This window comes from Halorussus lipolyticus (assembly GCF_029338375.1).
In the GTDB taxonomy this organism is placed as follows: Archaea; Halobacteriota; Halobacteria; order Halobacteriales; family Haladaptataceae; genus Halorussus; species Halorussus lipolyticus.
In genome coordinates, this window is sequence record NZ_CP119804.1 from 660470 (window position 1) to 683568 (window position 23099).

General features: G+C 65.4%; 23 protein-coding genes. 13 read left to right on the forward strand and 10 right to left on the reverse strand.

Annotation, left to right across the window (positions count from 1 at the left end):
- Positions 1-4: 4 nt before the first annotated feature.
- The 4 genes from P2T57_RS03390 to P2T57_RS03405 all read right to left on the reverse strand — a co-directional run bounded on the left by P2T57_RS03390 (position 5) and on the right by P2T57_RS03405 (position 5276).
- Positions 5-1225 (reverse strand): ABC transporter ATP-binding protein, encoded by a 1221-nt coding sequence (locus P2T57_RS03390; protein ID WP_420028511.1) that lies wholly within the window; start codon positions 1223-1225, stop codon positions 5-7.
- Positions 1218-2855 carry an ABC transporter permease gene (locus tag P2T57_RS03395; protein ID WP_276301075.1) on the reverse strand — a complete coding sequence of 546 codons (1638 nt, stop codon included), beginning with the start codon at positions 2853-2855 and terminating at the stop codon, positions 1218-1220. Before P2T57_RS03395 ends, P2T57_RS03390 begins: the two co-directional genes overlap by 8 nt.
- Positions 2855-4003: an extracellular solute-binding protein gene (locus P2T57_RS03400; protein WP_276301076.1), complete on the reverse strand. Its 1149-nt coding sequence runs from the start codon at positions 4001-4003 to the stop codon at positions 2855-2857. Before P2T57_RS03400 ends, P2T57_RS03395 begins: the two co-directional genes overlap by 1 nt.
- Positions 4004-4112: 109 nt before the next feature.
- On the reverse strand, positions 4113-5276 hold the full coding sequence (locus P2T57_RS03405; protein ID WP_276301077.1) for an alpha-1 4-glucan-protein synthase: 1164 nt from the start codon (positions 5274-5276) through the stop codon (positions 4113-4115).
- A gap of 95 nt (positions 5277-5371) precedes the next feature.
- Here P2T57_RS03405 and P2T57_RS03410 point away from each other — a divergent pair, with 95 nt between their 5' ends.
- The 5 genes from P2T57_RS03410 to P2T57_RS03430 all read left to right on the forward strand — a co-directional run bounded on the left by P2T57_RS03410 (position 5372) and on the right by P2T57_RS03430 (position 9912).
- A complete protein-coding gene (locus P2T57_RS03410; protein WP_276301078.1) occupies positions 5372-5596 on the forward strand; it encodes a hypothetical protein in 225 nt (74 codons plus the stop codon).
- 191 nt (positions 5597-5787) lie between these two features.
- Positions 5788-6579 carry a 2-oxo acid dehydrogenase subunit E2 gene (locus P2T57_RS03415; protein WP_276301079.1) on the forward strand — a complete coding sequence of 264 codons (792 nt, stop codon included), beginning with the start codon at positions 5788-5790 and terminating at the stop codon, positions 6577-6579.
- Between the two features lie 71 nt (positions 6580-6650).
- Positions 6651-6830 (forward strand): hypothetical protein, encoded by a 180-nt coding sequence (locus tag P2T57_RS03420; RefSeq protein ID WP_276301080.1) that lies wholly within the window; start codon positions 6651-6653, stop codon positions 6828-6830.
- A 75-nt stretch (positions 6831-6905) separates the two neighbouring features.
- The gene (locus tag P2T57_RS03425; protein ID WP_276301081.1) at positions 6906-8543 is read left to right on the forward strand and encodes an acetate--CoA ligase; all 1638 of its coding nucleotides are present in this window, start codon (positions 6906-6908) and stop codon (positions 8541-8543) included.
- Positions 8544-8634: 91 nt separating this feature from the next.
- Complete coding sequence (locus P2T57_RS03430) at positions 8635-9912, forward strand: sensor histidine kinase (RefSeq protein ID WP_276301082.1); 1278 nt, start codon at positions 8635-8637, stop codon at positions 9910-9912.
- Here P2T57_RS03430 and P2T57_RS03435 read toward each other — a convergent pair.
- On the reverse strand, positions 9888-10901 hold the full coding sequence (locus tag P2T57_RS03435; RefSeq protein ID WP_276301083.1) for an asparaginase: 1014 nt from the start codon (positions 10899-10901) through the stop codon (positions 9888-9890). The two genes, P2T57_RS03430 and P2T57_RS03435, sit on opposite strands and share 25 nt — an antisense overlap.
- A 145-nt stretch (positions 10902-11046) precedes the next feature.
- Here P2T57_RS03435 and P2T57_RS03440 point away from each other — a divergent pair, with 145 nt between their 5' ends.
- On the forward strand, positions 11047-11583 hold the full coding sequence (locus tag P2T57_RS03440; RefSeq protein ID WP_276301084.1) for a hypothetical protein: 537 nt from the start codon (positions 11047-11049) through the stop codon (positions 11581-11583).
- Here P2T57_RS03440 and yciH read toward each other — a convergent pair.
- Complete coding sequence (yciH, locus tag P2T57_RS03445) at positions 11515-11820, reverse strand: stress response translation initiation inhibitor YciH (protein WP_276301085.1); 306 nt, start codon at positions 11818-11820, stop codon at positions 11515-11517. The two genes, P2T57_RS03440 and yciH, sit on opposite strands and share 69 nt — an antisense overlap.
- Positions 11821-11967: 147 nt before the next feature.
- Here yciH and P2T57_RS03450 point away from each other — a divergent pair, with 147 nt between their 5' ends.
- Positions 11968-13638, forward strand: coding sequence for an aldehyde ferredoxin oxidoreductase family protein (locus P2T57_RS03450; protein ID WP_276301086.1), 1671 nt, complete (start codon positions 11968-11970; stop codon positions 13636-13638).
- A gap of 22 nt (positions 13639-13660) precedes the next feature.
- Here the strand turns inward: P2T57_RS03450 and P2T57_RS03455 are convergent, their stop codons facing one another.
- A complete protein-coding gene (locus P2T57_RS03455) occupies positions 13661-13963 on the reverse strand; it encodes a ubiquitin-like small modifier protein 1 (protein ID WP_276301087.1) in 303 nt (100 codons plus the stop codon).
- A gap of 616 nt (positions 13964-14579) precedes the next feature.
- Between P2T57_RS03455 and P2T57_RS03460 the strand changes: the two genes are divergently transcribed.
- The 5 genes from P2T57_RS03460 to P2T57_RS03480 all read left to right on the forward strand — a co-directional run bounded on the left by P2T57_RS03460 (position 14580) and on the right by P2T57_RS03480 (position 18935).
- Positions 14580-15737, forward strand: a complete 1158-nt coding sequence (locus P2T57_RS03460; RefSeq protein ID WP_276301088.1) for a thiolase family protein — start codon at positions 14580-14582, stop codon at positions 15735-15737.
- The gene (locus tag P2T57_RS03465) at positions 15738-16103 is read left to right on the forward strand and encodes a Zn-ribbon domain-containing OB-fold protein (RefSeq protein WP_276301089.1); all 366 of its coding nucleotides are present in this window, start codon (positions 15738-15740) and stop codon (positions 16101-16103) included.
- Positions 16104-16378: 275 nt separating this feature from the next.
- Positions 16379-17854, forward strand: coding sequence for a carboxylate--amine ligase (locus P2T57_RS03470; RefSeq protein ID WP_276301090.1), 1476 nt, complete (start codon positions 16379-16381; stop codon positions 17852-17854).
- Between the two features lie 33 nt (positions 17855-17887).
- Positions 17888-18268, forward strand: a complete 381-nt coding sequence (locus tag P2T57_RS03475) for an FAS1-like dehydratase domain-containing protein (protein ID WP_276301091.1) — start codon at positions 17888-17890, stop codon at positions 18266-18268.
- Between the two features lie 112 nt (positions 18269-18380).
- The gene (locus P2T57_RS03480) at positions 18381-18935 is read left to right on the forward strand and encodes a metal-dependent hydrolase (RefSeq protein WP_276301092.1); all 555 of its coding nucleotides are present in this window, start codon (positions 18381-18383) and stop codon (positions 18933-18935) included.
- Here the strand turns inward: P2T57_RS03480 and P2T57_RS03485 are convergent, their stop codons facing one another.
- Together P2T57_RS03485 and P2T57_RS03490 are read right to left on the reverse strand one after the other, a co-directional pair.
- Positions 18936-19889 (reverse strand): DUF7547 family protein, encoded by a 954-nt coding sequence (locus P2T57_RS03485; protein WP_276301093.1) that lies wholly within the window; start codon positions 19887-19889, stop codon positions 18936-18938.
- Between the two features lie 351 nt (positions 19890-20240).
- The gene (locus P2T57_RS03490; protein ID WP_276301094.1) at positions 20241-21449 is read right to left on the reverse strand and encodes a GNAT family N-acetyltransferase; all 1209 of its coding nucleotides are present in this window, start codon (positions 21447-21449) and stop codon (positions 20241-20243) included.
- 104 nt (positions 21450-21553) lie between these two features.
- Here P2T57_RS03490 and P2T57_RS03495 point away from each other — a divergent pair, with 104 nt between their 5' ends.
- A complete protein-coding gene (locus tag P2T57_RS03495; protein WP_276301095.1) occupies positions 21554-21817 on the forward strand; it encodes a hypothetical protein in 264 nt (87 codons plus the stop codon).
- Here the strand turns inward: P2T57_RS03495 and P2T57_RS03500 are convergent.
- The gene (locus P2T57_RS03500) at positions 21814-22911 is read right to left on the reverse strand and encodes an NADH:flavin oxidoreductase/NADH oxidase (RefSeq protein WP_276301096.1); all 1098 of its coding nucleotides are present in this window, start codon (positions 22909-22911) and stop codon (positions 21814-21816) included. The genes P2T57_RS03495 and P2T57_RS03500 overlap by 4 nt on opposite strands.
- Positions 22912-23099 lie beyond the last annotated feature (188 nt).

Below are 23099 nucleotides of genomic sequence, written 5' to 3' on the forward strand. Positions count from 1 at the left end.
CGGTTCATCGAGGACGCGCAGACTCGGAAACCCGGTCGGTTATCGACTCGTCGTCGCCGTCGTCCTCCGGCGGGTACCACGCCAGCGTGTGGTCGGCGTCCAACTCGACCCGGACCGGTTTGCCGATGTCTAACTCCTTGACGTGGTTGTGCTGGCAGTGAACCAAGTCGCCGTTTTCGAGTTCGACCCGGTAGACGAAGGAGGGGCCGGTGTACTGGCGGTGGACGATGTGGCCGTCTGCCTCCGCTTCGTCCACGACGGTCGCTCGCAGGTCGTCGGGCCGGACCAACACGTCGAGGTCGGTGCCCGCGTACTCGGTCGTCAGGCCGTTGAGGCGCTGTGGCGCGAAGTTCCCGATTGGCGTCACGACCGTCCCCTCCTCGTGCCACGCCGAGAGGAACCCGGCCTGCCCGAGGAAGGAGGCCACGAACCGGGATTCGGGATGCTCGAAGACGGTCTCGGGCGTATCGACCTGCTCGACCTGCCCGTCGTTCATCACGGCCACCCGGTCGGAAATCGAGAGGGCCTCCTCTTGGTCGTGGGTGACCGAGACGGCGGTCACGCCCGCCTCCTTCAGAATCTGGCGGACCTCCTCGCGCATCTCGACTCGGAGTCGCACGTCGAGGTTCGAGAAGGGTTCGTCAAGCAGGAGAATCTCGGGTTCCGGCGCGAGCGACCGAGCGAGGGCAACGCGCTGTTGCTGGCCGCCCGACAACTCGTCGGGCGTGGCCTCGCGGTGGCCCGAGAGGTCCACGAGTTCGAGGAGTTCGTCCACGCGGCGTTCGGTCTCGTCGTCGTCGGCCTCGGTGAGGCCGAACGCGACGTTCTCGGCGACCGTGAGGTGCGGGAACAGCGCGAAGTCCTGAAAGACCAGTCCCACGTCTCGGTCCTCTGGTTTGACGAACTGGGATTCGTCGGCCACCACGTCGCCACCGAGACGGACCTCGCCGCCGTCGGGGCGTTCGAGGCCCGCCATCATCCGGAGCGTCGTGGTCTTGCCGCACCCCGAGGGGCCGAGCAGAGTCAGTAGTTCCCCCTCGCGGACCGACAGCGAGAGCGAATCGACCGCGGTCTCCGCGGCGTACTCTTTGACCACGCCGTCGAGTTCCAGCACCGTCTCGTGGTCGGTGTCGTCGCTCTCTCGTCGCGCTTCGGCGGCGGCCGCGGGTTCTGAGTCGATTCCGTCCATCGTTTTGGAGTCGTCGTGTAGCAGTTCTCTAGGCATCGTTCTCTCCTTTCTGACTGACGAGGCTCCCGTCCTGCTTGAGTAGCACCAGCATCGAGAGCGCCGAGACGGCCACGAGGACGAGCGCGGGGACCGCGGCCTGCCCGTAGTACCCCGCGTCCTGCACTCGCCAGATGTAGGTGACGAGGGTTTCAAAACCTGTCGGACGCACCAGCAGGGTCGCGGGTAGTTCCTTCATCGTTGTCAGGAACACCAGCGCCGCGCCCGCCACCACGCCGGGTTTGACCAGCGGGAAGGTCACCCGCCGGAAGGCGGATTTCGGCGTCTCGCCGAGCGTTCGGGCGGCCTCGGTGAGTTTGGGGTCAACCTGAAGCACCGACGAGCGAATCGCGCCGACGGCTTGGGGCAGGAACCGGACCACGTAGGCGAACACCAGCAGAGGGACGGTCTGGTAGACCGCCGGGGCGTTCGCCGACGCGAAGTAGACCAGCGCGAGGCCCAGCACGACGCCGGGAGTCGCGTAGCCGACGTAGCTCAGGCGCTCGAACAGCGTGGCGAGTCGGGAGTCCGAGCGTCCCGAGAAGTACGCCACCGGGAGCGCGCCGAGGGTCGCGGCCACCGCGGCCAGCCCAGCGACCCACACCGAGTTCAGGCCGAAGTATAGCTGGAACTCGAAGCCGCCGCCGGTGTAGCCCGGTCCGCTCCGGGTCAGCCACATGAACAGAATGCCGACCGGCACGGCCAGACAGAGCGCGGCGACCAGCGCGCAGAACAGGAGCGCCGGAACCTTCCAGAGGCCAAGCGAGATACGGACCGACCCCGACCCGCGAGAGACGTGCGCGCCCTCCTCGCTGTCGGCGATGCGGTTCTCCAGCGCGAGGATGACCGCCGCGAGTCCGAGGAGTTGGAGCGACAGCAGGGCCGCGAAGTTCTGTTGCCACATGCTGACGTAGATTTTCCGGGTGAACACGTCGAAGTGCATGATGGCGGGAGTACCAAAATCTGAGAGGGCGTAGAGCGCGACCAGCAGACTCCCGGCGGCGATGCCGGGCGCGATTTGGGGCAGGGTCACCTTCCGGAATGCGGCCCAGCGCCCGTGGTTCAGCGTCCGGGCGGCCTCCATCAGCGTCCCGTCGAACGAGAGCAGAGAGGCCCGAGTCGTCAGGAACACGTAGGGGTAGGTGAACAGCGTGAGGACTAGTATCGCGCCTTCGACGCCGTAAATCGTCGGAATCTCAGAGATGCCGAGCGGCGCGAGTAAGTTCGAGAGGACGCCGTGGGGACCGAACGCCGAGACGAACGCGAACGCGCCGATGTAACTCGGCACGACTAGCGGGAGCGACGCTAAGACGGTCCAGAACCGCCGGAACGGGAGGTCGGTCTGAACGGTTAGGACCGCCAGCGGGACGCCGATGAGGACTGACCCGAGCGTGACGCCAGCGACGAGCGCGACGCTGTTGGTCAGGACCTCAACAGTGGTAGGTTGCGCCAGCAGTTCAACTGCGCGCTCGAAGCCGATTTCGAGCGACCGGAGGACTAGCCACGCGACCGGAAAGGCGACGGCCGCGGACACCGACCCCGCGAGGAGAACGAGGCCAATCGACGGCGACTCCTCGTCGTCGTCGGCGAGACGAGTGGCGAGTCCTCGAAGACGGTCGCTCACAGCCATCAGAGGACACCCACCTCGCGCATCAGTTTCAGGGTCGGTTCGAGGTTCGAGAGCTTCGAGAGGTCGATTTCCGGGGGCGCGAGTTCGTCAACCGTCGGAAGCGGGCCGACCGGTTCGACCTCCGGAATCATCGGGTAGGCGAACGTGGTCGTGGCGAAGAACTCCTGTGCCTCCGCCGAGAGGAGGTGGCGGATGAAGTCAGCCGCGAGTTCCTGCTGGTCGGTGCCCTCGATGATTTCGGTGCCCGAGACGTTGACCAGACCGCCCGCGTCGCCCTTGGTGAACGCGAGGTCCAGCGGGGCGTCGGGCCGCGACGAGAGGACCCGGAGCGCGTAGTAGTGGTTGGCGAACCCGGCCTTGATTTCGCCGTCTGCGACCGCGTTCGAGACGAGGAACTCGTCGGGGTACTCGGTGATGTTCTGGTTCTGCATCCCCGTCAGCCACTGCTTGGTGGCGTCCTCGTCCTTGAGAAGACGCATCGCGGTGACGAACGACTTGAACGCGCCGTAGGTGGGTGCCCAGCCCATCGTCCCCTTCAGACCGGAGTTCTCGGTGAACGCCTGAACTTTGTTCGGAATGTCGGATTCCGAGAAGTGGTCGGTGTTGTAGGGAACCGACCGGGCGCGGCCAGCGATGCCAACCCAGTCACCGTCGCCGTCGCGGAAGCCCTTCGGGACCGGGTTCAGCACGCGGTCCGGGAGGGTAGTAGTCACGCCCGCGTCGGCGACGATGCCCAGCGAGGTGGAGTCGATGGACCAGAACACGTCGGCCGGGGACTGGCCGCCCTTGGTCTCCTCGACGATGGTGTTGGCCAGTTGGGTCGAGGAGGCCATCCGAGTCTTGGCGGTGAAGCCCGAGTACTTCTTCTCCAGCAGTCTGACGAGGTTCTCGTAGAGGCCGCCCTCGCCGCCGCCGAGGTAGACGTTCAGCGTGCCCTCTAAGTCCGGCAGGTCGTCCATCGAGGTGCCGCCCGGCGCGGACCGGGACTCGACCAGCGGTCCGGACCCGCGGAAGTCAGACAGCGAGAGCGACGAACCGCTCTCCTGTTGGTTCGTGAACCGACCGATACAGCCTGACAGCCCTGCCGTCGCGCCGACCGCACTCGACGCGAGAAGCCGACGACGTGTCCACATGCGACGCTCGCTCATGTTTAGAATTAGGCTTGCCTAAAACTCTTATACTTACCGATTCGAGCCTCAAACCGGCCCGCGGACAATCAATCGTCGGCGATGGGGTCGTCTCGATAGCCCTCGGCGGTCAGTCGTCGGCCGGTGCGGGCGCGGTCTGGAGCGACTGGAGTTCGTCCAGCGCAGACAGCCAATCGAGCATGTATTCGCCCACGTAGTTGAAGAATCCGCCGTTTTCGTACTCGTCGTAGTCGCCCTCGGCGAGTTCGGTCGCCATCTCCTCGAAGACGCCAGCGTAGGAGTCGGCGTTTGTGGCGGTTTCGTCCACGATTTCCCAGAGGTGTTCGTTGAGTTCGAGACCGGGCACCTCGTTGTTCAGGTCGCCGAAGGTAGAGCGAGGAGCCTTGTTGTGTTCGCACAGCGGGAACCCGTTGTAGATGGTCTTGTCCAGCACGTCACAGGCCCGCTTGAGGAAGACGCCCGACCAGATGTCGTCGAACCGGCCCACGTCCCACTTGTTCTCGTCCATCGGGAGTTGGTAGAAGGCGGGGATGACCTCGCGCTCGAAGGCGAGGTTCATCGAGCAGACGGTGAGGTAGTTGCCCTCGCCAGCGACGAAATCGCCGGTGTAGTCGGCTTTGGAGGTCCGGGTCTGGGCCTGCCCCTGCAAGTCGCCGTCCATCAGGATTCGCACGGCGTCTAAGTCCGGCACGTTGGTCCAGAGGCCCTGCGAGGCCACCACGTCGGAGATTTCGGTCGTGGCGGTCTCGACCGTCTCGTCCATCGCGGCGTAGGGGTATCCTCGGGGGTAGAGACCGTGGTCCTCGAAGTTCTGGTAGAGGACGTTGACCCAGTTTTCGTCAGACGAGACCTCCTCGATTTCGCCCTCGTAGTCGAGGTTCCGCATGTGGCGACCGAAGAAGTCGAAGTCGTCGTGGGGCAGGGTGTCGTCGTCGATGAAAAAGCCGTAGTCGAAGTCGTTGGCCCAGATGTACAACAGGCCGAAACTCGTCTCGGCGTGACTCGCAGACGGGACGACGTGGCCGTACTCCGCGATACCGTGGTCTTCGTACCACTCCTCGCGCCGGGTACCGTCGAAGACTTCGCCCGAGACGCCCTCGTCGGCCAGCATGTCGGCCATCTCCTCGGTGTCGCAGAAGTCCTCGGTCACCAGCAGGACGTGAAGTCGGTCCAAGTCGAAGCCGTGTTCGCGGGCGTTGTCGAAGTAGGCCCGCATGCACTCGTACTCTCGTATCGTCGGGACGACGACGCAGATGTCCTCGGTCGCGCTCATTCGTTAGATTGGGGTTGGTTTAGGCAAACCTAAAAGCTTGTCTATCCGCGCTCGCGGAGACCGGTTTAAGAGGCGTTTCCGGCCGTCTGGCGAACATGTCCGCGAGAGAACCCAAGCAGTTTATCGTGGTAACTACGCGCATGGTCTCGAACGAACGCCAACTTCGGGTCGGCATCGCACTGCTGGTCGCCGCGGGCGCACTCCTGTTCGTCCCGACCGCACTCGGCGCGTTCACGCAGGCGTCGGCCGCCGTCGCGGTCCTCGGCCTCGCGGGCGGCGCGGTCCTCGTCGGGACGGCGGGCGACGAGCGGCCGGTGTGAGTGCCCCAGTCTGAGTGCCGAGGAGAGACGCGAAGCGCGACAGTCGAATAGGGACAGTAAAATCATCGTTACAAATTTGATTTCATTGCTTTAATATCCGTGCTGTTTGTCGAGATGGCTCCTGTCGATGGACCGGAAGCAGACACGGACCCCGCAGATACGGTTTTACTTCGCCCCGTCGATGTGAGTCCATGAGGGACCGAGGACCCGACCCCGAGCGCGTGTCTCCCCAGAAGCGGTTGACGGCGGAGTACATGCAGGTGGCGGGACGCCGGAGCAACGTCCACGGCCTCGTGGAAATCGACGTTACCAACGCCCGAGAGCGGATTCGGCGCATCGAGGAGCAGACCGGAACGGACCTCTCGTTCACGGCGTTCGTCGTCGCCTGTCTGGCGACCGCCGTGGCGGAACAGCCGGCGGTCCAGCGATACCACGACTGGCGAGGACGGATTCACGAGTTCGAGGACGTGGACGTGAATCTCCTCGTGGAGCGGGAAGTCGAGGGCGAGCGAATCGGCGTCCCGCACGTCGTCCGGAAAGCGAATCGGCGGACGATTCGGTCGATTCACGACGAGATTCGGCGCGTCCAAGCCGACGCTTCGAGCGGTCCCGACGCCGCAACCGCCGAACTCGCCCGCTGGCTTCCCGGATTCGTCCGCAGGCAACTCTGGCGGCTCCCGCAGTTGTTTCCCTCGCGGTGGACGGACCTCGCCGGCACCGTCGCCGTCACCTCCGTCGGCATGTTCGGCACCGGAAACGGGTGGGCCATCAGTCCCACCAACTACACCCTCCAGCTTACTATCGGCGGCATCGGCACCAAACCCCGCCTCATCGACGGTGAACTGGAGTCCAGAGAGTATCTGAGCCTCACCGTCACCTTCGACCACGACGTCGTGGACGGCGGCCAAGCCGCGCGGTTCGTCCAACGCCTCGGCGAACACTTGGAAGCCGGGACCGGCCTCGACGCCGCGTCCGCCGACTGAGCGACCGCTCGACCCCGAGTGGCCGGGTTTTCGGCATCGGAGCTAAGTGGCAGGGCGTCGTGACGACCTGCATGGACGACAGCACGCAACTCTGGGGCGGGGCCGGGTTGATTCTCGTCGGCGCGTTGATTCTGTTCGCGCCGCTGTTGTTGGAACTCGCCTACACCACGATACTGCTGTCCGTGGCCGTCCTCGTCCTCGCTGGCGGGGCGCTCCTCATCGGCCTCTCGCAACGAGGACGGGCGGTCTGAGAGTTCCGCGCCGACGCTCTCGAAATTTAGGAACCAGCGATAAAACCAAATGCTCGTCCGCCGAGTGTTCGGCATATGCCTCTCGACTACGACCAAGAGCGCGAGGAGTTCGAGTGGGACATCCCCGAAGACTACAACCTCCCGGCGGTAATCGACGACCACGCCGAAAACTTCGGCGACCGACTCGCGGTCCGGTTCCGAGACGACGAGACCGAGGCCGAACGCACCTACGCCGACATCCGCGACGACATGAACCGGTTCGCCAACGCGCTGGCCGACCTCGGCGTCGGCGAGGGCGACCGGGTGATGCACCTGTTCCCCCGGCACCCCGACGCCTTCGCCGTCCAGTTGGGTGCGCTGACCCGCGGAGCGTTGCTCGTGCCCTGTTCGGCCATGCTCAAGCCCAAGGACCTCACCTTCCGGGCGAACGACTGCGAGGCCGAAACCGTGGTGGTCCACGAGGACCTGACCGAGATGGTCGAACCGATTCTTTCCGAGACGCCGATTTCGCGCGTGGTCGTGCTGGACGCCGACGCCGAGACGGTGGACCGCGAGGACTGGCACGCATTCTCCGACCTCCTCGACGGGCAGGGAACCGCCCACGACGGCCCCGAACTCTCCGCCGACGACCCGATGTCCATCAACTACACCAGCGGGACCACCGGCCAACCCAAGCCGGTCCTGCACCGCCACCGCTGGCTCCGGTGCTTCGAACTCGTCAACGCGCCCTACTGGTGGGGCGTCACGCAGGAGACCGACTTCTCCGACGAACTCCTCTGGGCGACCACCGGCACCGGGTGGGCCAAGTGGTTCTGGAGTCCGGTCGGCGTCGGCCTGACGACCGGAGCGTCCCAGTTCATCTACGACGGCGATTTCGACGCCAGAACCTTCCTCGACCTGATGGACGAAGAGGACGTAACCCGACTCTGTGCGGTCCCGACCCAGTACCGGATGTTCACCCAAGTCGATGGTCTCGGCGACTACGACCTCGCGCTGACAGAGGCCGTCTCGGCGGGCGAACCCCTGAACAGGGAGCCGATTCAGGAGTTCGAGGAGGCCTTCGGCGTCACCCCGCGAGACGGCTACGGCCAGACCGAAACCGTCGCGCTCGTCACCAACTACCCCGGCATCGACGTGAAACCCGGAAGCATGGGCAAGCCCGTGCCCGGCATCGACGTGACGCTCCTCGATACCCAAAGCGAGGAGGAAGTCGAACCCGGCGAAACCGGCGAAATCGCGGTCCCGGTGGACTCGCCCGCCATCTTCGACGGCTACTACGAGAAGCCCGATTTGGACGAAAAAACCTTCCATGGCGACTACTACCGGACCGGTGACCTCGCCCGGATGGACGAAGACGGTTACTTCTTCTTCGAGGGCCGGGCCGACGACATCATCATCTCGTCTGGCTACCGAATCGGCCCCTTCGAGGTCGAGGACGCCCTCGTGGGCCACGACGCAGTGGCAGAGGCCGCGGCGGTCGCCAGCCCCCACGACGAGCGCGGGAACGTCGTCAAAGCCTACGTCGTCCTCGCCGACGACCGCGAGGGCGGCGACGAGTTGACCGACGAACTGCAAAACTACATGAAAGAGGAGACGGCCCCGTACAAGTACCCCCGCAGAATCGAGTACGTCGATGAACTCCCGACCACCTCCAGCGGGAAGATTCGACGCATCGAACTCCGGAAAGAGGAACGACAGAAATTCGGCGAGTAACTCGCGGACGGGAGCGGTTCGGACCGACTGACATCTTATTTCACCGTATGATTTGGAAAGAATTATGATACGAGAATAGAACTACGTCGATATGACTGCGGAACGGGGCCCCTCCCGACGTGCGGTCGCGGAGTGGATACCCAGTCTCGTGAGCGTCCTCGGCGCGGTGCTGTTGGCCGTCTACCTCGCCGAACAGCGATTTCTCTACTGGCCGCTTGACCTCACTTCGAGGGGTTTTCTCGTCGGTTTCTTCGTGGCGATGGTGTTCATCGCCCCGGTGTTGGGTGGGGGCTACTGGCTCGCCCGGACCGACCTCCCGACCAAGCGGTACCCCCGAATCGGCAAGTGGATTCTGGGCGGTTCAGCCTTCTTCCTCTCGATAAACCTCCCGGTAATGGCGGTCATGACGTTCGACGACTTCGCCTTCCGAGTCTCGTGGGGTCGCTGGGCCACGAGCATCGGCGCGGCGGGCGGCCTGTTAGTCGGCTACATCGAGGCCCGCGCCATCCAGCGCGAACTCCAAGCCCAGCGCGCCGCGATTCGGGCCGAGGAGGCCGAGAATCAGCGCCAGTGGTTCGACTACCTGAACGGACTCCTCCGCCACGAGGTGCTGAACACCGCGAACGTCATCGTCGGGTACGCCTCGCTCGTGTTGGAGGACGACGACATCGACCCCGCCACCCAGACCCAACTGGAGACGATTCACCGGCAGGGCGAGAACATGACGAAGGTCATCCGGGACGTGCAGGTGCTGATAGAGACCACCTCCGACATCGCCCATCTCGAACCGGTAGACCTCTCGTCGGCGCTCGACAGCGAACTGAGCCAACTCAGAGACACCTACGATTCGGTGACTGTCGAGGCCACCATTCCCGACGGCGTGACCGTCCGGGCCGACGAACTCCTGCCCCGAATCTTCTCGAACCTCCTCCGGAACGCGGTCGAACACAACGACGGCGACCCGGAGGTCCGCGTCAACGTCGACGAGGGCGACGACACCGCCACGGTCCGGGTGGCCGACAACGGGCCGGGAATTCCGGACGGCGAGCGCTCGACGCTGTTCGAGCGCGGCGACAACACCGGCGCGAAGCACGGACTGGGCCTCTATCTCGTCCGGACCCTCGTGGAACGCTACGGCGGGTCGGCCGAACTGACCGAGACCGGTCCCGAGGGGAGCGTCTTCGCGGTCGAACTGCCACTGTCGGAGACTCCTCCCGAGGTCGGTCCGGGGGAGCGTCCCGAGGTCGATGGCCAGCGCGTGAGCAGTCCCCGCGACGACAGTGGCCGGGGCGACGCGCCCCGCGCGGACAGTCCTCGGGGCGACACCCCCCGAGCGGACGGCGGTCACTCCACCGGTTCCACGAAGTAGTCGGTGACTTTCTCCGCGCCATCGCCGTCTTCGTCACTCACCGCGTCCAGCGCCAGCGCCAACTTCACTCGGGCCTTCCACGGCGCGAGGTCGCCGCCGGGAATCGCGCCCCGGTCCTGCAAGGTCTTGCCGCCGCCCGCGGTGCCGTAGACCGCGCCGGTCGAACCGGCACCGCACCGCGAGGTCAGCACAATCGGGACGCCAGACTCGATTGCATCTCGGACGGTCTCGCCCAACTCGCCGGTCGTGTTCCCGAGGCCGGTGCCCGCGATTACGAGACCGTCGGCGTTCGCCTCGACTGCGCGCTCGACTTGCGCGCCGTCAACTCCCGCCGCCGAGACGACCATCTCGACGCGAGCGTCGGGGGCCTCGACCGGAGCGTCCTCGCCTTCGACCGGGAGGTACACCGACTCGCTCTCGGGTTCGCGGTGGAATCGGAGGCCGTCGCGGGTCACGGTAGCGACCGGGCCGTCGTTCGGCGAGGAGAACGCGCTCAACTTGTGGGAGTGGGTCTTGCGCACGTCCCGGCCAGCGTGGAGTTCGTCGTCGAACGCGAGGAAGACGCCCTCATCGACTCGGGAGTGAGTCCCCGCGCGGACCGCTGTGAGGAGGTTGGCGGGCGCGTCGGAACTCGGTTCGTCCAGTCGGCGCTGTGCGCCCGTGACGACCACCGGTACGGACAGCGAGCAGGTCAAATCGAGAAAGTAGGCCGTCTCGGCCATCGTGTCCGTGCCGTGGGTCACGACGATTGCGTCGCCCCCGGATTCGGCGGCCTCGCTGGCGCGCTCTGCGACTTCGGCCATCGTCTCGAAGTCCATGTCGAACCCCGGCAGTTGGGAGACCGATTCGACGCTCAGGTCGGCGTGGGCCGAGAGGTCCGGGACCGATTCGAGGAGGTCCGCGCCGTCGAGACTGGGAGACGCGCCCTCCTCGTCGGGCGTGCTGGCGATGGTGCCGCCTGTCGCAATCACGTGAACTCGCGGGAGCATGGCCCAAACTGGGGCCGTCTCCGTCAAGAACCTACGGGATTGGCGAGAATTCTGGGTTTTCGAGTTTATTATATAGTTGTCTAGCGCGCGAGAGAACTCAAATTCTCTCGGAAATTTATTTATTCTACCTCGTCGTACGTGTCGTGTGTTCGGGAGCTTTCCCAGCGAGGTGGAACCCGACGGGGCCGTGTTCGGTCCGCACCACTTCTATCTCGGCGTTCTGCTGATACTGATGGTGTGTTGGATACTCTACGCCGACAGCGACTCCGACTCCGGGCCGTGGGTGGTGACCGGCGCGACGCTCCTGTCGGTGTTCGCGTTCGCGCTGACGTGGCCCTACTACCCGATAGTGGGCGCGCTCGGCGTGCTTGTCCTCCTCGGCGTGGCGACTGCAGTGTCGGTGGTCCGGCCCTTCTGGTGGCGCACGACCCTGCTGGCCCGGAGCGCGCTCTTGCTCGGCCTACTGGTCGCGTGGGACGACGCGCTGAGTCACGCCCTCGGGTGGCAGACGCCGCTGGACTTGCTGTGGGCCGAGCATCTGCATCCCTACGTCTCGGACCCGTATCTGCCCGAGGCGGTCCGGCGGCCCTCCGGTCTCCCTACCGACTTCGAACTACCCTTCGACCTCGAAACCCTCGTCGCGGAGCAGGTCGGCCGCGCGCTCGCCGTGGTCCCCCTGTAGTTCGATGCGGTCGTCCTCGACGGTGCCGCCCGTGGCGAGTTGGCTCTTGAGCATCGAGGCGAGGTCCCCGAGGTCCACGTCCGACTGGTCGAACCCCTCTACGATGGTGACTGCCTTGCCGTAGGTTCGCTCCTCGGTCCGGATGGTGAGTCTCTGCTCGGCGCGCCCGAGGTCCTCGTCGATTCCGAGTTCGTCCGGAAGCCCCGAAACGTCGCTGATGTCTTTGTCTTCCCCCATGAATCCGGGTAGGGTGCCCGGACGTTTTAGCCTTCTCCGAGGGGCGAATTGGCGCGCGACCGAAACCCGAAACCGGAGTTCGGGCGTCCTCGGCGGGTTTCCGATACCCCCGAATTTACGTCGCGCGTGGCGTACTACTACCCGAGAATGCTTCACGGAAAGGGAACCCTGCTGACCATCGACCTGACCGAACGCGAGCCCCGCGAGGAGGACGTAGACGACGTGCTGGAATCGTTCGTCGGCGGCCGAGGACTCGCCACCAAGTTGGCCCACGACCGGATTCCCTTCGACGCCGACCCGCTCGGGCCGGAGAATCGGCTCTACTTCTCGTCGGGACCGCTCCAGCAGTCCCAGATGAGTTTCACGGGCCGGATGAACGCCACCGCGATTTCCCCGCTCACGGACGGGATTCGCTCGACCAACGCGGGCGGGTTCCTCTCGCGGAACTTCGTGGAGACGGGCCACATCGCGGTCGAAATCGTCGGCGAGAGCGACGAATTGCTGGCGGTTCACGTGACCGACGACGGGGTGGAGTTCGAGGAGGTCCCCGAACTCGAAGGGGCCGAAGTCTCGGCGACCAGCGAGTACGTCGAGGGCGTGCGCGATTTGGGGGCCGAACACCTCGTGACCGCCGGCCCGGCGGGCGAGAACGAGGTCCGGTACGCCTGCGTCATGACCTCTGACACGCGGGCGTTCGGCCGGGGCGGCCTCGGCGCGGTGATGGGCGCGAAGAACCTGAAGACGATGAGTTTCGACGGCGACTCCGCGCCAGAAATCGAGATTCCCGACGTGCAGATGGATGTCCACCGGGACGCCGCCCAGAGCGACGACTCGATGAAGCGACAGGGCACCACCGGCGGCACCGAGTTCATCAACGACAACTTCTCGCTCCCGACCCGGTACTTCACCGAGTTCTCCTTCGAGGACGTGGAACACATCGGCGGCGATGCGGTCGAGGAGAAAAAGTACAAGCGCGGCACCTGCTCGCAGTGCGCCTTCGGGTGCAAGTTGCCGACGAGAGACGAGGAGACCGGCTTGGAGACGGAGGGACCGGAGTTCGAGACGGTCTTCTCGTTCGGGTCCAACGCGGGCGTCGGCGACATCGTGGACGTGATGAAGTCCAACGAGTTGTGCGACGAGTTGGGCCTCGACACCATCTCGGCCGGCGTCACCGTCTCGGCGTACCTCAAGAGCGAAGACGAGTTCGGCAACGCCGAGTTGGTCCACGAACTGGTCGAGAAAATCGGCCGGAGAGAGGGCGTCGGCGACCTGCTCGCGGAGGGCGTGGACCGGTGCCACGACGAGTTGGGCGTCGAAAACTGGACCTCGAAGGGCCTCGAATTCGCGGCCCACGACGGCCGGGCCATCAACGGACAGGGCCTCTCCTACGCGACTTCGAACAGCGGGGCCGACCACATGTACTCGGAGATTCTGGGCGCGGAGTACTCGGGCGAACTCGACCCGGAAGGCTTGGAGGGCAAGGCTCCCTTCCTCGTGGAATCCGAGAACTCGGCGGCGTTCAAGGACAGCGGGGTCCTCTGTGCGTTCTCCAGCGACTACGCCACCGAGGAGCGCATCGAAGAACTGTTCGGCGCGGACTGGGACGAACTCCTCGAAATCGGCGGTCGCATCGTGGAACTGGAACGCCACTTCAACAACCAGCGCGGGTTCGACCGGAGCGACGACGACCTGCCCTACGACCTGCCGGACTTCGAGCAGGCGTTAGACGAGTACTACGCGGAGCGCGGGTGGAATCAGGACGGCACCGTGCCCGAGAGTCGGATTTCGGGCGACGAGAGCGCGGCGAGCGCGGACTGAGAACTGCTTTTTGCGACTCGTTTCAACCGCCGTGGATGGGGTTCACGAAACTCACGTCGTCGCCGTCTTCGAGGACCGTTTCGGCCTCGGCGCGCTCCCGGCCGTTCTTGAGCGCCCGAACGCTGGTGGCGATTTCCCCGTCGTCGGCGAGGAGTTTGCTTTCGAGGGACGGGTGGTCCTCGGCGACATCAGCGATTGCGTCCGCGAGGGTGGCTTCGGCGGGGAGTTCGCGCGTGAGGGATTTCTGGCCGACCTCCTCGCGGAAAGTGGCGTAGAACGTGAGTTCGACGGAAATGGGGTCTTTGGGGTTGTTCCGCGCTGACATCGGTTCTTGGGTTGTGAATTTCGTTTGCGGGTGTTAGTATCCATCGTTGGTTAGGAGTTTCTGTGAGAATTTGTACTGCTACCGATTCGACAGCAATCGAAGTGGTGACTGCTTATTGAAGCCCCCGCCCGGTCGCGGTCTCGTGAACAAAGTAAACGAGACCGCGACCGGGCGGCCCCTTCATCCCACCTATGATGATTTTTCGGCCTGTCGTCGCTCCCAGTCGATACCCCTCGCGGCGCTATTGTGAATTGAATATATTGCTAAAAGACTGATTTTCAATCCTAAAACAAATAGAAAGTCATGCCAATAACGACCACCGACTCAACCACCGGAGCGCGCTTGACCGACCAACCGCCGGGTGGGATGAAGGGGTCGGCCGCTCGCGTTCATTTTGGTCGTCTCTGCGGGCCACTATTCGAGCGGTGAGCGGAGCGAGCCACGAGAATATCCCGCAGAGCGACCGCGAGCGGCCGAGGGCTTTCGTAGACGTTCACCACCTCGACTGTCGTCGGGCTAGTGCAGTTAGCTGGCATACGAAGAACAAATCACGAATTCACGCCAACATCTCGGCCAATCCCCGACTTATAAACCCGCACTCCACCTTCCCACGGGCATGGACCGAGTCGCAATCATCGGAGCCTCGATGACCGAGTTCGGCGAGCGCGAGGAGTGGCTACGCGAACTTCTCGCCCAAGCGGGTCGGGAGTGCCTCGCCGACGCGGGCGTGGCCCCCGACGATGTGGACCACCTCTACGTCTCGAACATGGCCAGCGGCGAGTTCGAGGGCCAAACCGGCGTCTGCAACGCCTTAGCCCACGACCTCGGCGCGATGCCGGCCTACGCACAGCGCGTGGACCAGACCAGCGCCTCCGGCGGGGCGGGAATCTACGCTGGCTGGCAGTCGGTCGCCTCCGGGGCCTCGGAGATGACCCTGCTGGTCGGCGGCGAGAAGATGACCCACCGGACCACCGCCGAGGCCACCGACGTAATCGCTTCCCTCACGCATCCCGTCGAGTACAAGCACGGCGTCACGCTCCCGAGTTTCGCCGGTCTGACCGCCCGCAGGTACCTCCACGAGTACGACGCGCCCCGCGAGAGTCTGGCGAAAGTCGCGGTGAAAAATCACAAAAACGGACTGGACAACCCCCACGCCCAGTTCCGGAAGGCGGTCGATTTGGAGACCGTGATGGAGTCGCCAATCGTGGCCGACCCCCTGCGCCTCTACGACTTCTGCCCGATTACGGACGGAAGTGCGGGACTCCTCTTCTGCCCGGAGTCCGTCGCCGAAGAACACGTCCCCGAGGACGAGTACACCGTGATTTCGGGCATCGGCGGTGCGACCGACACCCACGTCGTCCACGAGCGAGACGACCCGACCGTGATGGGCGCGGCGGTCGAGAGTTCCGACACCGCCTACGAGATGGCCGACCGCAGTCCCGACGACGTGGACGTGGCGGAACTCCACGACATGTTCACCATCCTCGAATTCCTCCAGAGCGAGGCCGTCGGCTTCTTCGAGCAGGGCGAAGGCTGGAAAGCGGTCGAGGAGGGCGTCACCGACCGGGACGGCGACCTGCCCATCAACACCTCCGGCGGTCTCAAGTCGAAGGGCCACCCCCTCGGCGCGAGCGGCGTCGCACAGGCTTACGAACTCCACCAGCAGTTGCTCGGCGACGCTGGCGACCGGCAGGTCGAGGCCGAGGTCGGACTGGCCTGCAACGTCGGCGGGTTCGGCAACTGCGTGACCACCACCATCATGGAGGAACCCTAAATGACCTTGAACGCCTACCGATGCCCGAACGGGCACGTGACCTACCCCGAACACGAACTGTGTCCCGAGTGCGCCGAGGACCAGACCGAAATCATCGACCTGAGCGACGAAACCGGCGAGGTCGTGACGTGGACGACGAACACCGCGACTCCTCCGGGCGTCCGGCAACCGAACTCGCTGGCCATCGTGGAGTTCGAGGTCGAAGGGTCCTCGGTCCGAGCGATTGGGCAACTCGCCGACGACGCCGAGGTCGAAATCGGCGACGAGGTGCGACCGGTCTACGCCGAACAGTTGCGCGACCCCGAGGCCGGAATTCGAGAGGAGGAGAGTCAGGAGTGGGATGGGTATCGCTTCGAGGTAGTCTGACGACCGACAGGTGAGTCAGCTACCTCGGAGCGATAGGGTTCGAGGTAGCCGACGACCGCTAGGCGAGTTAGCTACTTCCGACCGATACGGGTTCCAAGTAGCCAACGACCGCTAGGCGAGTCGCTTGTCGCGGGTCGGAATCGCTTCGCAATCCTCCTCAGGCTCTGTCTGAAGGCCCAGTAGGGCCGGTCTGACGCTTTTGGACGCTCCGATGGCATTCTATGTCAGTCTGCAACAACCCCATAACAATGATAATTAGTTTCAAATACGACAGTATGCCGCCGCAGTCCCACACGTCCGACGCAGGGGTGGTCGTTCCGGCTATCCACGCGGCGAGTAGCCTCGCGTGCCTCCGTTCGCTCAGCGAGGAGGACGCCCGAACGATTGCTATCGCCGACGACCCGACCGCGCCGGGCCTCTCCTCGAAGTATTGCGACGAGACGATTACGGTGCCCGACCCCACCAGCGACTTGGACGCCTACGAGCGAAAGCTACTGACGCTCGCTCGGCGCGACGACGTTCGGACGATTATCCCCGTCCGAGAGGCCGATATTTACGTGTTGGCTCGCAACCGGGACGCGCTATCGAGCGTCGTCGGGACGCCGTGGCCCGACCTCGAAACGCTCCGAAGCGTCCAAGACCGGGTGCGACTGTTCGAGTCCGCCGAGGACGCCGGCGTCTCCACCCCGAGGACGAAAGTGCTGGACGAGTGGGACGACTGGGGGCGAGAGAGTATCGTCAAGCCGCGCTACACCCTCCACGCCAGCGAGTACGCCGAGGAGTTCGCCGAAAGCACGACCGAGACCCACTCGACCCAGTACGTGCCCGCCGACACCGAACCCGACCCCGAGGAGTTCGTGTCGAAGATGGGCCACGTCCCGCTGGTCCAAGAGTACGTGCCCGACTCCGACGAGTACGCCTTCTTCGCGCTCTACGACGAGGGCGACCCGGTTGCGACCTTCCAGCACCGCCAGCGCCGCGGGTGCAACTACTGCGGCGGCCCGAGCGCCTTCCGGGAGTCGGTCGATATTCCGGCGCTCGATTCGGCCGGCCGGCGACTGCTGGACGAACTCGACTGGCACGGGCTTGCGATGGTCGAGTTCCTCCGGAATCCAGCGACCGGCGACTTCGAACTCATGGAAATCAACCCCCGGTTCTGGACCTCGCTTCCCTTCACGGTGCAGGCGGGCGTCGATTTCCCGGCCTACTACTGGCGACAGGCCACGGGCGAGTCCGAGCGCATCGACGCCGACTACGAGGTGGGCACCGCGGGCCACCTCCTGCGAGGAGAACTCTGTCACCTCCACAGCATCGTCTTCGACGACTATCCCCTCGTGGAGCGCCCGTCGTTCGTCCGGTCTGCGGCCGAGGTGCTGACCTCGCTCGTCCGCCATCCCCGGTTCGACTACCTCGACCCGAGCGACCCGAGACCCTTCCTCCGGGACGTTCGCAACACGTTCGGCGCGCTGGTCGGCGGCGGGGAAGTATCAGACCCGCGGAAGGACTCGGCGGAGACCGACGCAAGCGACGCTCTCGGGACCGAAAGCCGACGACAGGCGGACGAGCGATTGGCCGACGAGCGACCGACCGGCGAGCGATTGGCCGACGAGCGACCGACCGGAGAACGATTGGCAGACAAGCGATTGGCGGGCGAGGCCCCGGCGTCGCCCGTCGGAGACGACCCCGAGCGCGAATCACGACAGCGAGCGATGGTGGACGGCGGTCAAAATCACGACGAAAGTCACGGATAATTATACTAGTCTGGAGCGACGAGTACCGAGCAGATGACGCGACCACGAGAAGGCGACACCCACACCTTCGAGCGCACCTTCACCCCCGAGGAGGTCCGCCAGTTCGCCGACCTCTCGGGCGACGAGCAGGCCCGGCACCTCGAACCCGACGACGAGGGCAGACTGCTGGTCCACGGACTGCTGACGGCCTCGCTCCCGACCAAAATCGGCGGCGACCTCGACGTGCTGGCGCGCTCGATGGAGTTCGAGTTTCACCGCCCGGTCTACACTGGCGAGGCCCTGACCTGCGAGATGAAAATCGACTCCGTGGCGGTGCGCGACGACCACTACGACCTCGGCGGGTCCGTCACCTGCTGGAACGAGCGCGACGAGGAAGTGATGACCGGGACCGTCGAGGGACTGGTCTGGAAGTAGGCCGGACTCGCCGACGAATCTCAGCGTTCGCAGTTTCGTCCTCGGGGCCTGTTCGACCGCCAACACCTGATAAACCGATAGATTAACATTGAATCCACGGCCGGTTTGGGACATGTTCCCGCCGGGCCACTACGGGATGGCGCTCGCGCTCTACGCCGTGGTGGGATACGCCCTGCTCTCGCGGGGATACGTCCGCGACGCCCTCTCCGGCGGGGGAATCGTCCTCTCGTACACGCTCTTTCCCGACGTTGACGGGCAGTTCGAGTTTCTGGTCCACCGAGGAGTAACCCACACCCTCTGGTTCGCGCTCGCGGTGGGCACCCTCTGCGTGCTGGTGGTGGGGTCCTCGCTGGCGAAGCGGCCTCGGCGCGAGGCCCTCCGGGGCGCGCTCTGGGCGTTCTTCCTCGGGAATTTCGCGGTGGTCGCCCACCTGCTCGCCGACCTGCTCAACCCGTGGGGCGTGATGCCGATTTACCCCGCCTCGCCCGCGCTCTACTCGCTGGATTTGGTGCGCGCGACCAACGACGCCGCCAACTACGCGATGCTCGCTGTCGGCGTCGGAATCGCGCTCCTCGCGTGGTCGCTCGGGCGGCCCGACGACGCTCGCCCGACCCTCGCCCGGCGTCTCTACCGCCGACTCCGGGGCGGGGAGACCGTGGCAGAATAGCTACTCGTCGTCTGCGTCGTCTGCGCCGTCTGGGTCGTCAGCGTCGGACTGGGTGGTGTCGTCGCCCTCGTCGGTTTCGGAGTCCGGGTCTGCTTCGTCGGCATCCACTTCCTCGGCCCCGCGTCTGTCACCGCGCTGGCGCTCCTCGAGTTCGTTCTTGATGGATTCGAGTTCGGCCTCCACGTCCACCTCGGCGCGGTCGGCGTGGTCCGACGATTCTGTTCCGTCCTCGTCGGCCTCGCTCTCGCCGTCTTCGCCCTCGTCGGTGAGTTCGATGGTCGTCGCGCCATCGAGGTCGGCATCGCGGTCCGCGCCCGGACGGTCCGGAGTGGAGCGGTCCGAATTGGTTCGGTCGCGGGCGTCGTCGTCGGAATCGGCGCTCTCGCGGTCGATGTCCCGCTCTCGCTCGCGGGACTCCTCGACCTCTCGGGCCTCGCGTTCCACTCGGTCGCGTATCTCGCGGTTGATGCGCCGGGCGTCGTCGAGGATGCTCCGGGCCTCGTCCTCGCGGGGCAGGTCGCTCTCCCGAATCGTCGTCTCCACGTCTTCGAGCGCCGATTCGAGGCGGTCGAGGGTGAGTCGGCTTGCATCGCTCGCCCGGCGTTCGAGTCGCCCGCGCTCCTCGTTCACGACGCTCCGCTCGGGGTCCAGCACCCGGATGACCTGTTCGAGGGCCTTCAGCGCCCGGATGTTGGCCTCCAGCACGGCGATGGCGGTCGGGATGGCGTACTCGCCGGTGAACGACAGGACCTCCCGCGGCGTCGGCGGCCGGGGCAGGCCGAGCGGCCCCTCCGGCGGGCGGCCCAACTCGTCGCGGAGTTCCCGGATTCGGGCTTCGAGGACCTCGACGCGCTCGTCTAGGTCTTCGTCGCTGGCGGGGTCGCGGCCGCCCCCGTAGTCGCGCGGGTCGTCGGGCGGGTCCCCATCTCGTCGGTCGTCGCGGTCGTCTCTCATGGCCGGGTCTACGTGTCGCGCCGTAAAGAGTTTGGCCGCTTTTCGGGGCCGGGATTCGGTTTGGCTCCTCCGTTTCGAGGTCGAATCGATTCCGGAAATCGGTAGTGAAGGCTAAGAGGAAGCTAGCTTCAGGCTTGAACACAGGCGTGACCGCAACCGCGCCGCGACCGCGAACCTCACGCCTCCCCAACCTCCTCGCTCACTCCCTGCGGTCGGTCGGTCGTCCCTCGCGCGCGAGGCGCGGCGCTCACAAGCGCCGCACCCGCACGCGCCAGCCGCAGTGGAAACAAATACAATTGTCTGACTTGTATATATGGTGTTTTAGTAAATAAAATTATTTTCTGAAGGCGCTCAGAATCCTTCGCGCAGGAATACATCGCGCTCGGGGAACATCGCCGTCAGGGCCTCGCGTGCTTCGGAATTGCGAATTTCGAGGCCCGCGAAGGCCTCGGCATCTGCGACCGAGTGGTAGCCGACGAAAACCTGCGAGAGCGCGCTCACGTCGGCGGACACGTCCGCGTCGGCAGTCGCGGCGGAGCCTTCGGTCGCGGGTTCGCAGGTCGCGCGGCCGTCGGCGACGGTGACCCGGAAAGTACCGTCGTTCCAGTCCGCGAGGGGGTCGGCGACCGAGAGGGTGAACTCGGCGTCGAGGTCGGCGGGGTACTCCAGCGCCTCGAATCCGGCGGGCACGTCCACGAGGCGGACCATCGGGCCGGGTTTGACCTCGCAGTCGATGTTCGCGGGGTCGTCGGCCAAATCGAGGAGGGTCGTATCCACCGGGCCGTTGATGCTCACGCGCTCGACCTGCGAGTCGTGGTTGGCGAGGAGTCGCAGGAGGTTGACGCGGGCCTCCCGGTCGGGGGCCACGAACTCGTGGGCGTCGAGTCGCTTGCCCTCGTCGGCGTCCTCGACGCGGTAGACGACGTAGCCCCGGAGTTCGCCGTCGCTCTCCCACCCGTAGGCGTAGGGGTCGGTCTCCACACTGCTGAAGGTGCGCTCGCGCCACCACTCGGCGGTGCGCTGGATGGAGAGCTCGTAGTCCTCGTTGTCCGCCGCGAGGACTTCTGCGAGGCGTTCGTACTCGTCGGCGCTCACGGGGCGGAACTCGCCGCCAGCGAGCGGGGACTCTCTGGCGAACGCGAGGGCCTCGGGGTCGCACTCGTACCGGGTCCACTTGTTCGCCAGTCCCCAGCCCTGTCGCTCGTAGAAGGGATGCTCGAACGCCCAGAGCGCCGTCAGGAAGTCGCCGCGCTCGCGGTACTCCGAGAGCGATTCGCCGAGGAGTCGGGCGACGTACCCCTGCCGGCGGTGTTGGGGCGGCGAGGCCACCGCCGACAGGCCGGGCATCTCGAACTGCTGGCCCCGAAGCGAGGTCTGGAACCAGTAGTGGCCACAGACGCAGAGCATCTCGTCGCCGTCGAACAGGCCTCTGTCCGCACCGGGTTGCTCGGTTGGGTCCCAGTCGTGGTCGTCCTGCGGCCCGTCTTCGAGACTGAAGGCGTAGTGAACGAAGTCCTGAAACTCCTTCTTCCGGTCGTCCGGAAGTTCGCGGTAGTCCATACCGAAGGCGGGTCCGGCCCGGACAAATAGGTTGCTCCGGTATGAGACAGGTTCTCAGACCTCCGACCAGCAAGAACTTTCCCGACTGCGCGACACGCCCAAATATGTCCTCCGATGCGCCGCCCTCCTCAGATTCGGCCTCGATTTCGGCCCGCGATGCCCTCGAATACGCCACCCGCGACGAGATGCTGAAACTCTACGGTGTTCTGGTCGTCGGATGGGTCGGGATGCTGGTCGGTCAGTTCGCCATCTCTGCCCGGAACTCGTTCGTCTCGTTCGTGGGCATCTTCGTCGTCCTCGGCAGTGTCGTCGCGTTTCTGGTCGGCGTCGTCGCAATCGCCCGTAAACTGCTGGTCGAAGCCAGCTAATTTCCGACCGCGCGCCGGTACTGGAGGGGCCACTCGATGTCGTCGTCAACGCCCAACTCCTCGCCAGCGTGGAGCGCGAAGTAGGGGTCTCTGAGGTGTTCCCGGCCGACGATGGCGAGGTCCGCCCGGCCGTTCCGAATCAGCGCGTCGGCCTGCGCGGGTTCCGAAATCCCGCCGACAGCGCCGACGAGCGCGTCGGTCTCCTCGGCCACTCGCTCGGCGTAGCGCACCTGATAGTTCGGGCCGGTCTGGGGAATCTGCTGGTCGGGGTGGATGCCCCCGGCGCTCACGTCCACGAGGTCGGCACCTGCCTCCGCGAGGAGGGGCGCGAGTCTGGCGGTGTCCTCGACGGTCCACGACTCGCGGTCCGGAAGCCAGTCGGTGGCCGAGACCCGGACGAACACGGGCTTGTCGCCCGGCCAGACCTCGCGGACCTCGGAGACGATTTCGCGGACGAGACGAGTTCGGCCTTCGAAGTCGCCGCCGTACTCGTCGTCGCGGCGGTTCGTCGCTGGCGAGAGGAATTCGTGGAGGAGGTAGCCGTGGGCCGCGTGGACCTCCGCGATTTCGAAGCCGGCGTCCCGAGCACGCTCTGCTCCGGCGACGAAGGCGTCCTTGACCGCAGAGATGTCGTCGGCGTCCATCCGCGCGGTCTGGGGCGGTTCGTCGTCCTCGAAGGGGTAGGGTACCTCGCTCGGCGCGATGGTCTCCCATCCGCCCTCGTCGGGTTGGAGGGGTTCGCTCCCGTCCCACGGCGGCGTCTTGCTGGCCTTCCGGCCGGCGTGGGCCAACTGGATTGCCGGGGTTGCTCCTCGGTCGGAGATGAACTCCGCGATGGGGGCGAGGGCCTCGGCATGGTCGTCGCTCCAGATGCCGAGGTCGTCGGGCGAGATGCGTCCTCGGGGTTCGACCGCGGTGGCCTCGGTCATCACGATGCCTGCGCCGCCAGTGGCCCGACTCCCGAGGTGGACCTGATGCCAGTCGGTGGCGAGACCGTCGCCCTCACAGGAGTACTGACACATCGGCGAGACCATCACGCGATTTCGGACTTCGGTTCCGCGAATCGACAGCGGACTGAATAGGTGGTCGCTCATCGGCCCACACTCGGGGCCGGGAATCTGAAAGGTCTCCGCTCGCCCACGTTTCTTGCCGGGGGTGCCGTTCCCTGCCGTGGATGTCGTCAGGGTTCCCTGCCGTGGGTTTCGTCAGGGTTCCCTGACGTGGGTTTCGTCAGGGTCCCCCGCTGAGGTACCGTCGAGGTTCTTTGTCGGCGGTCGCAGGA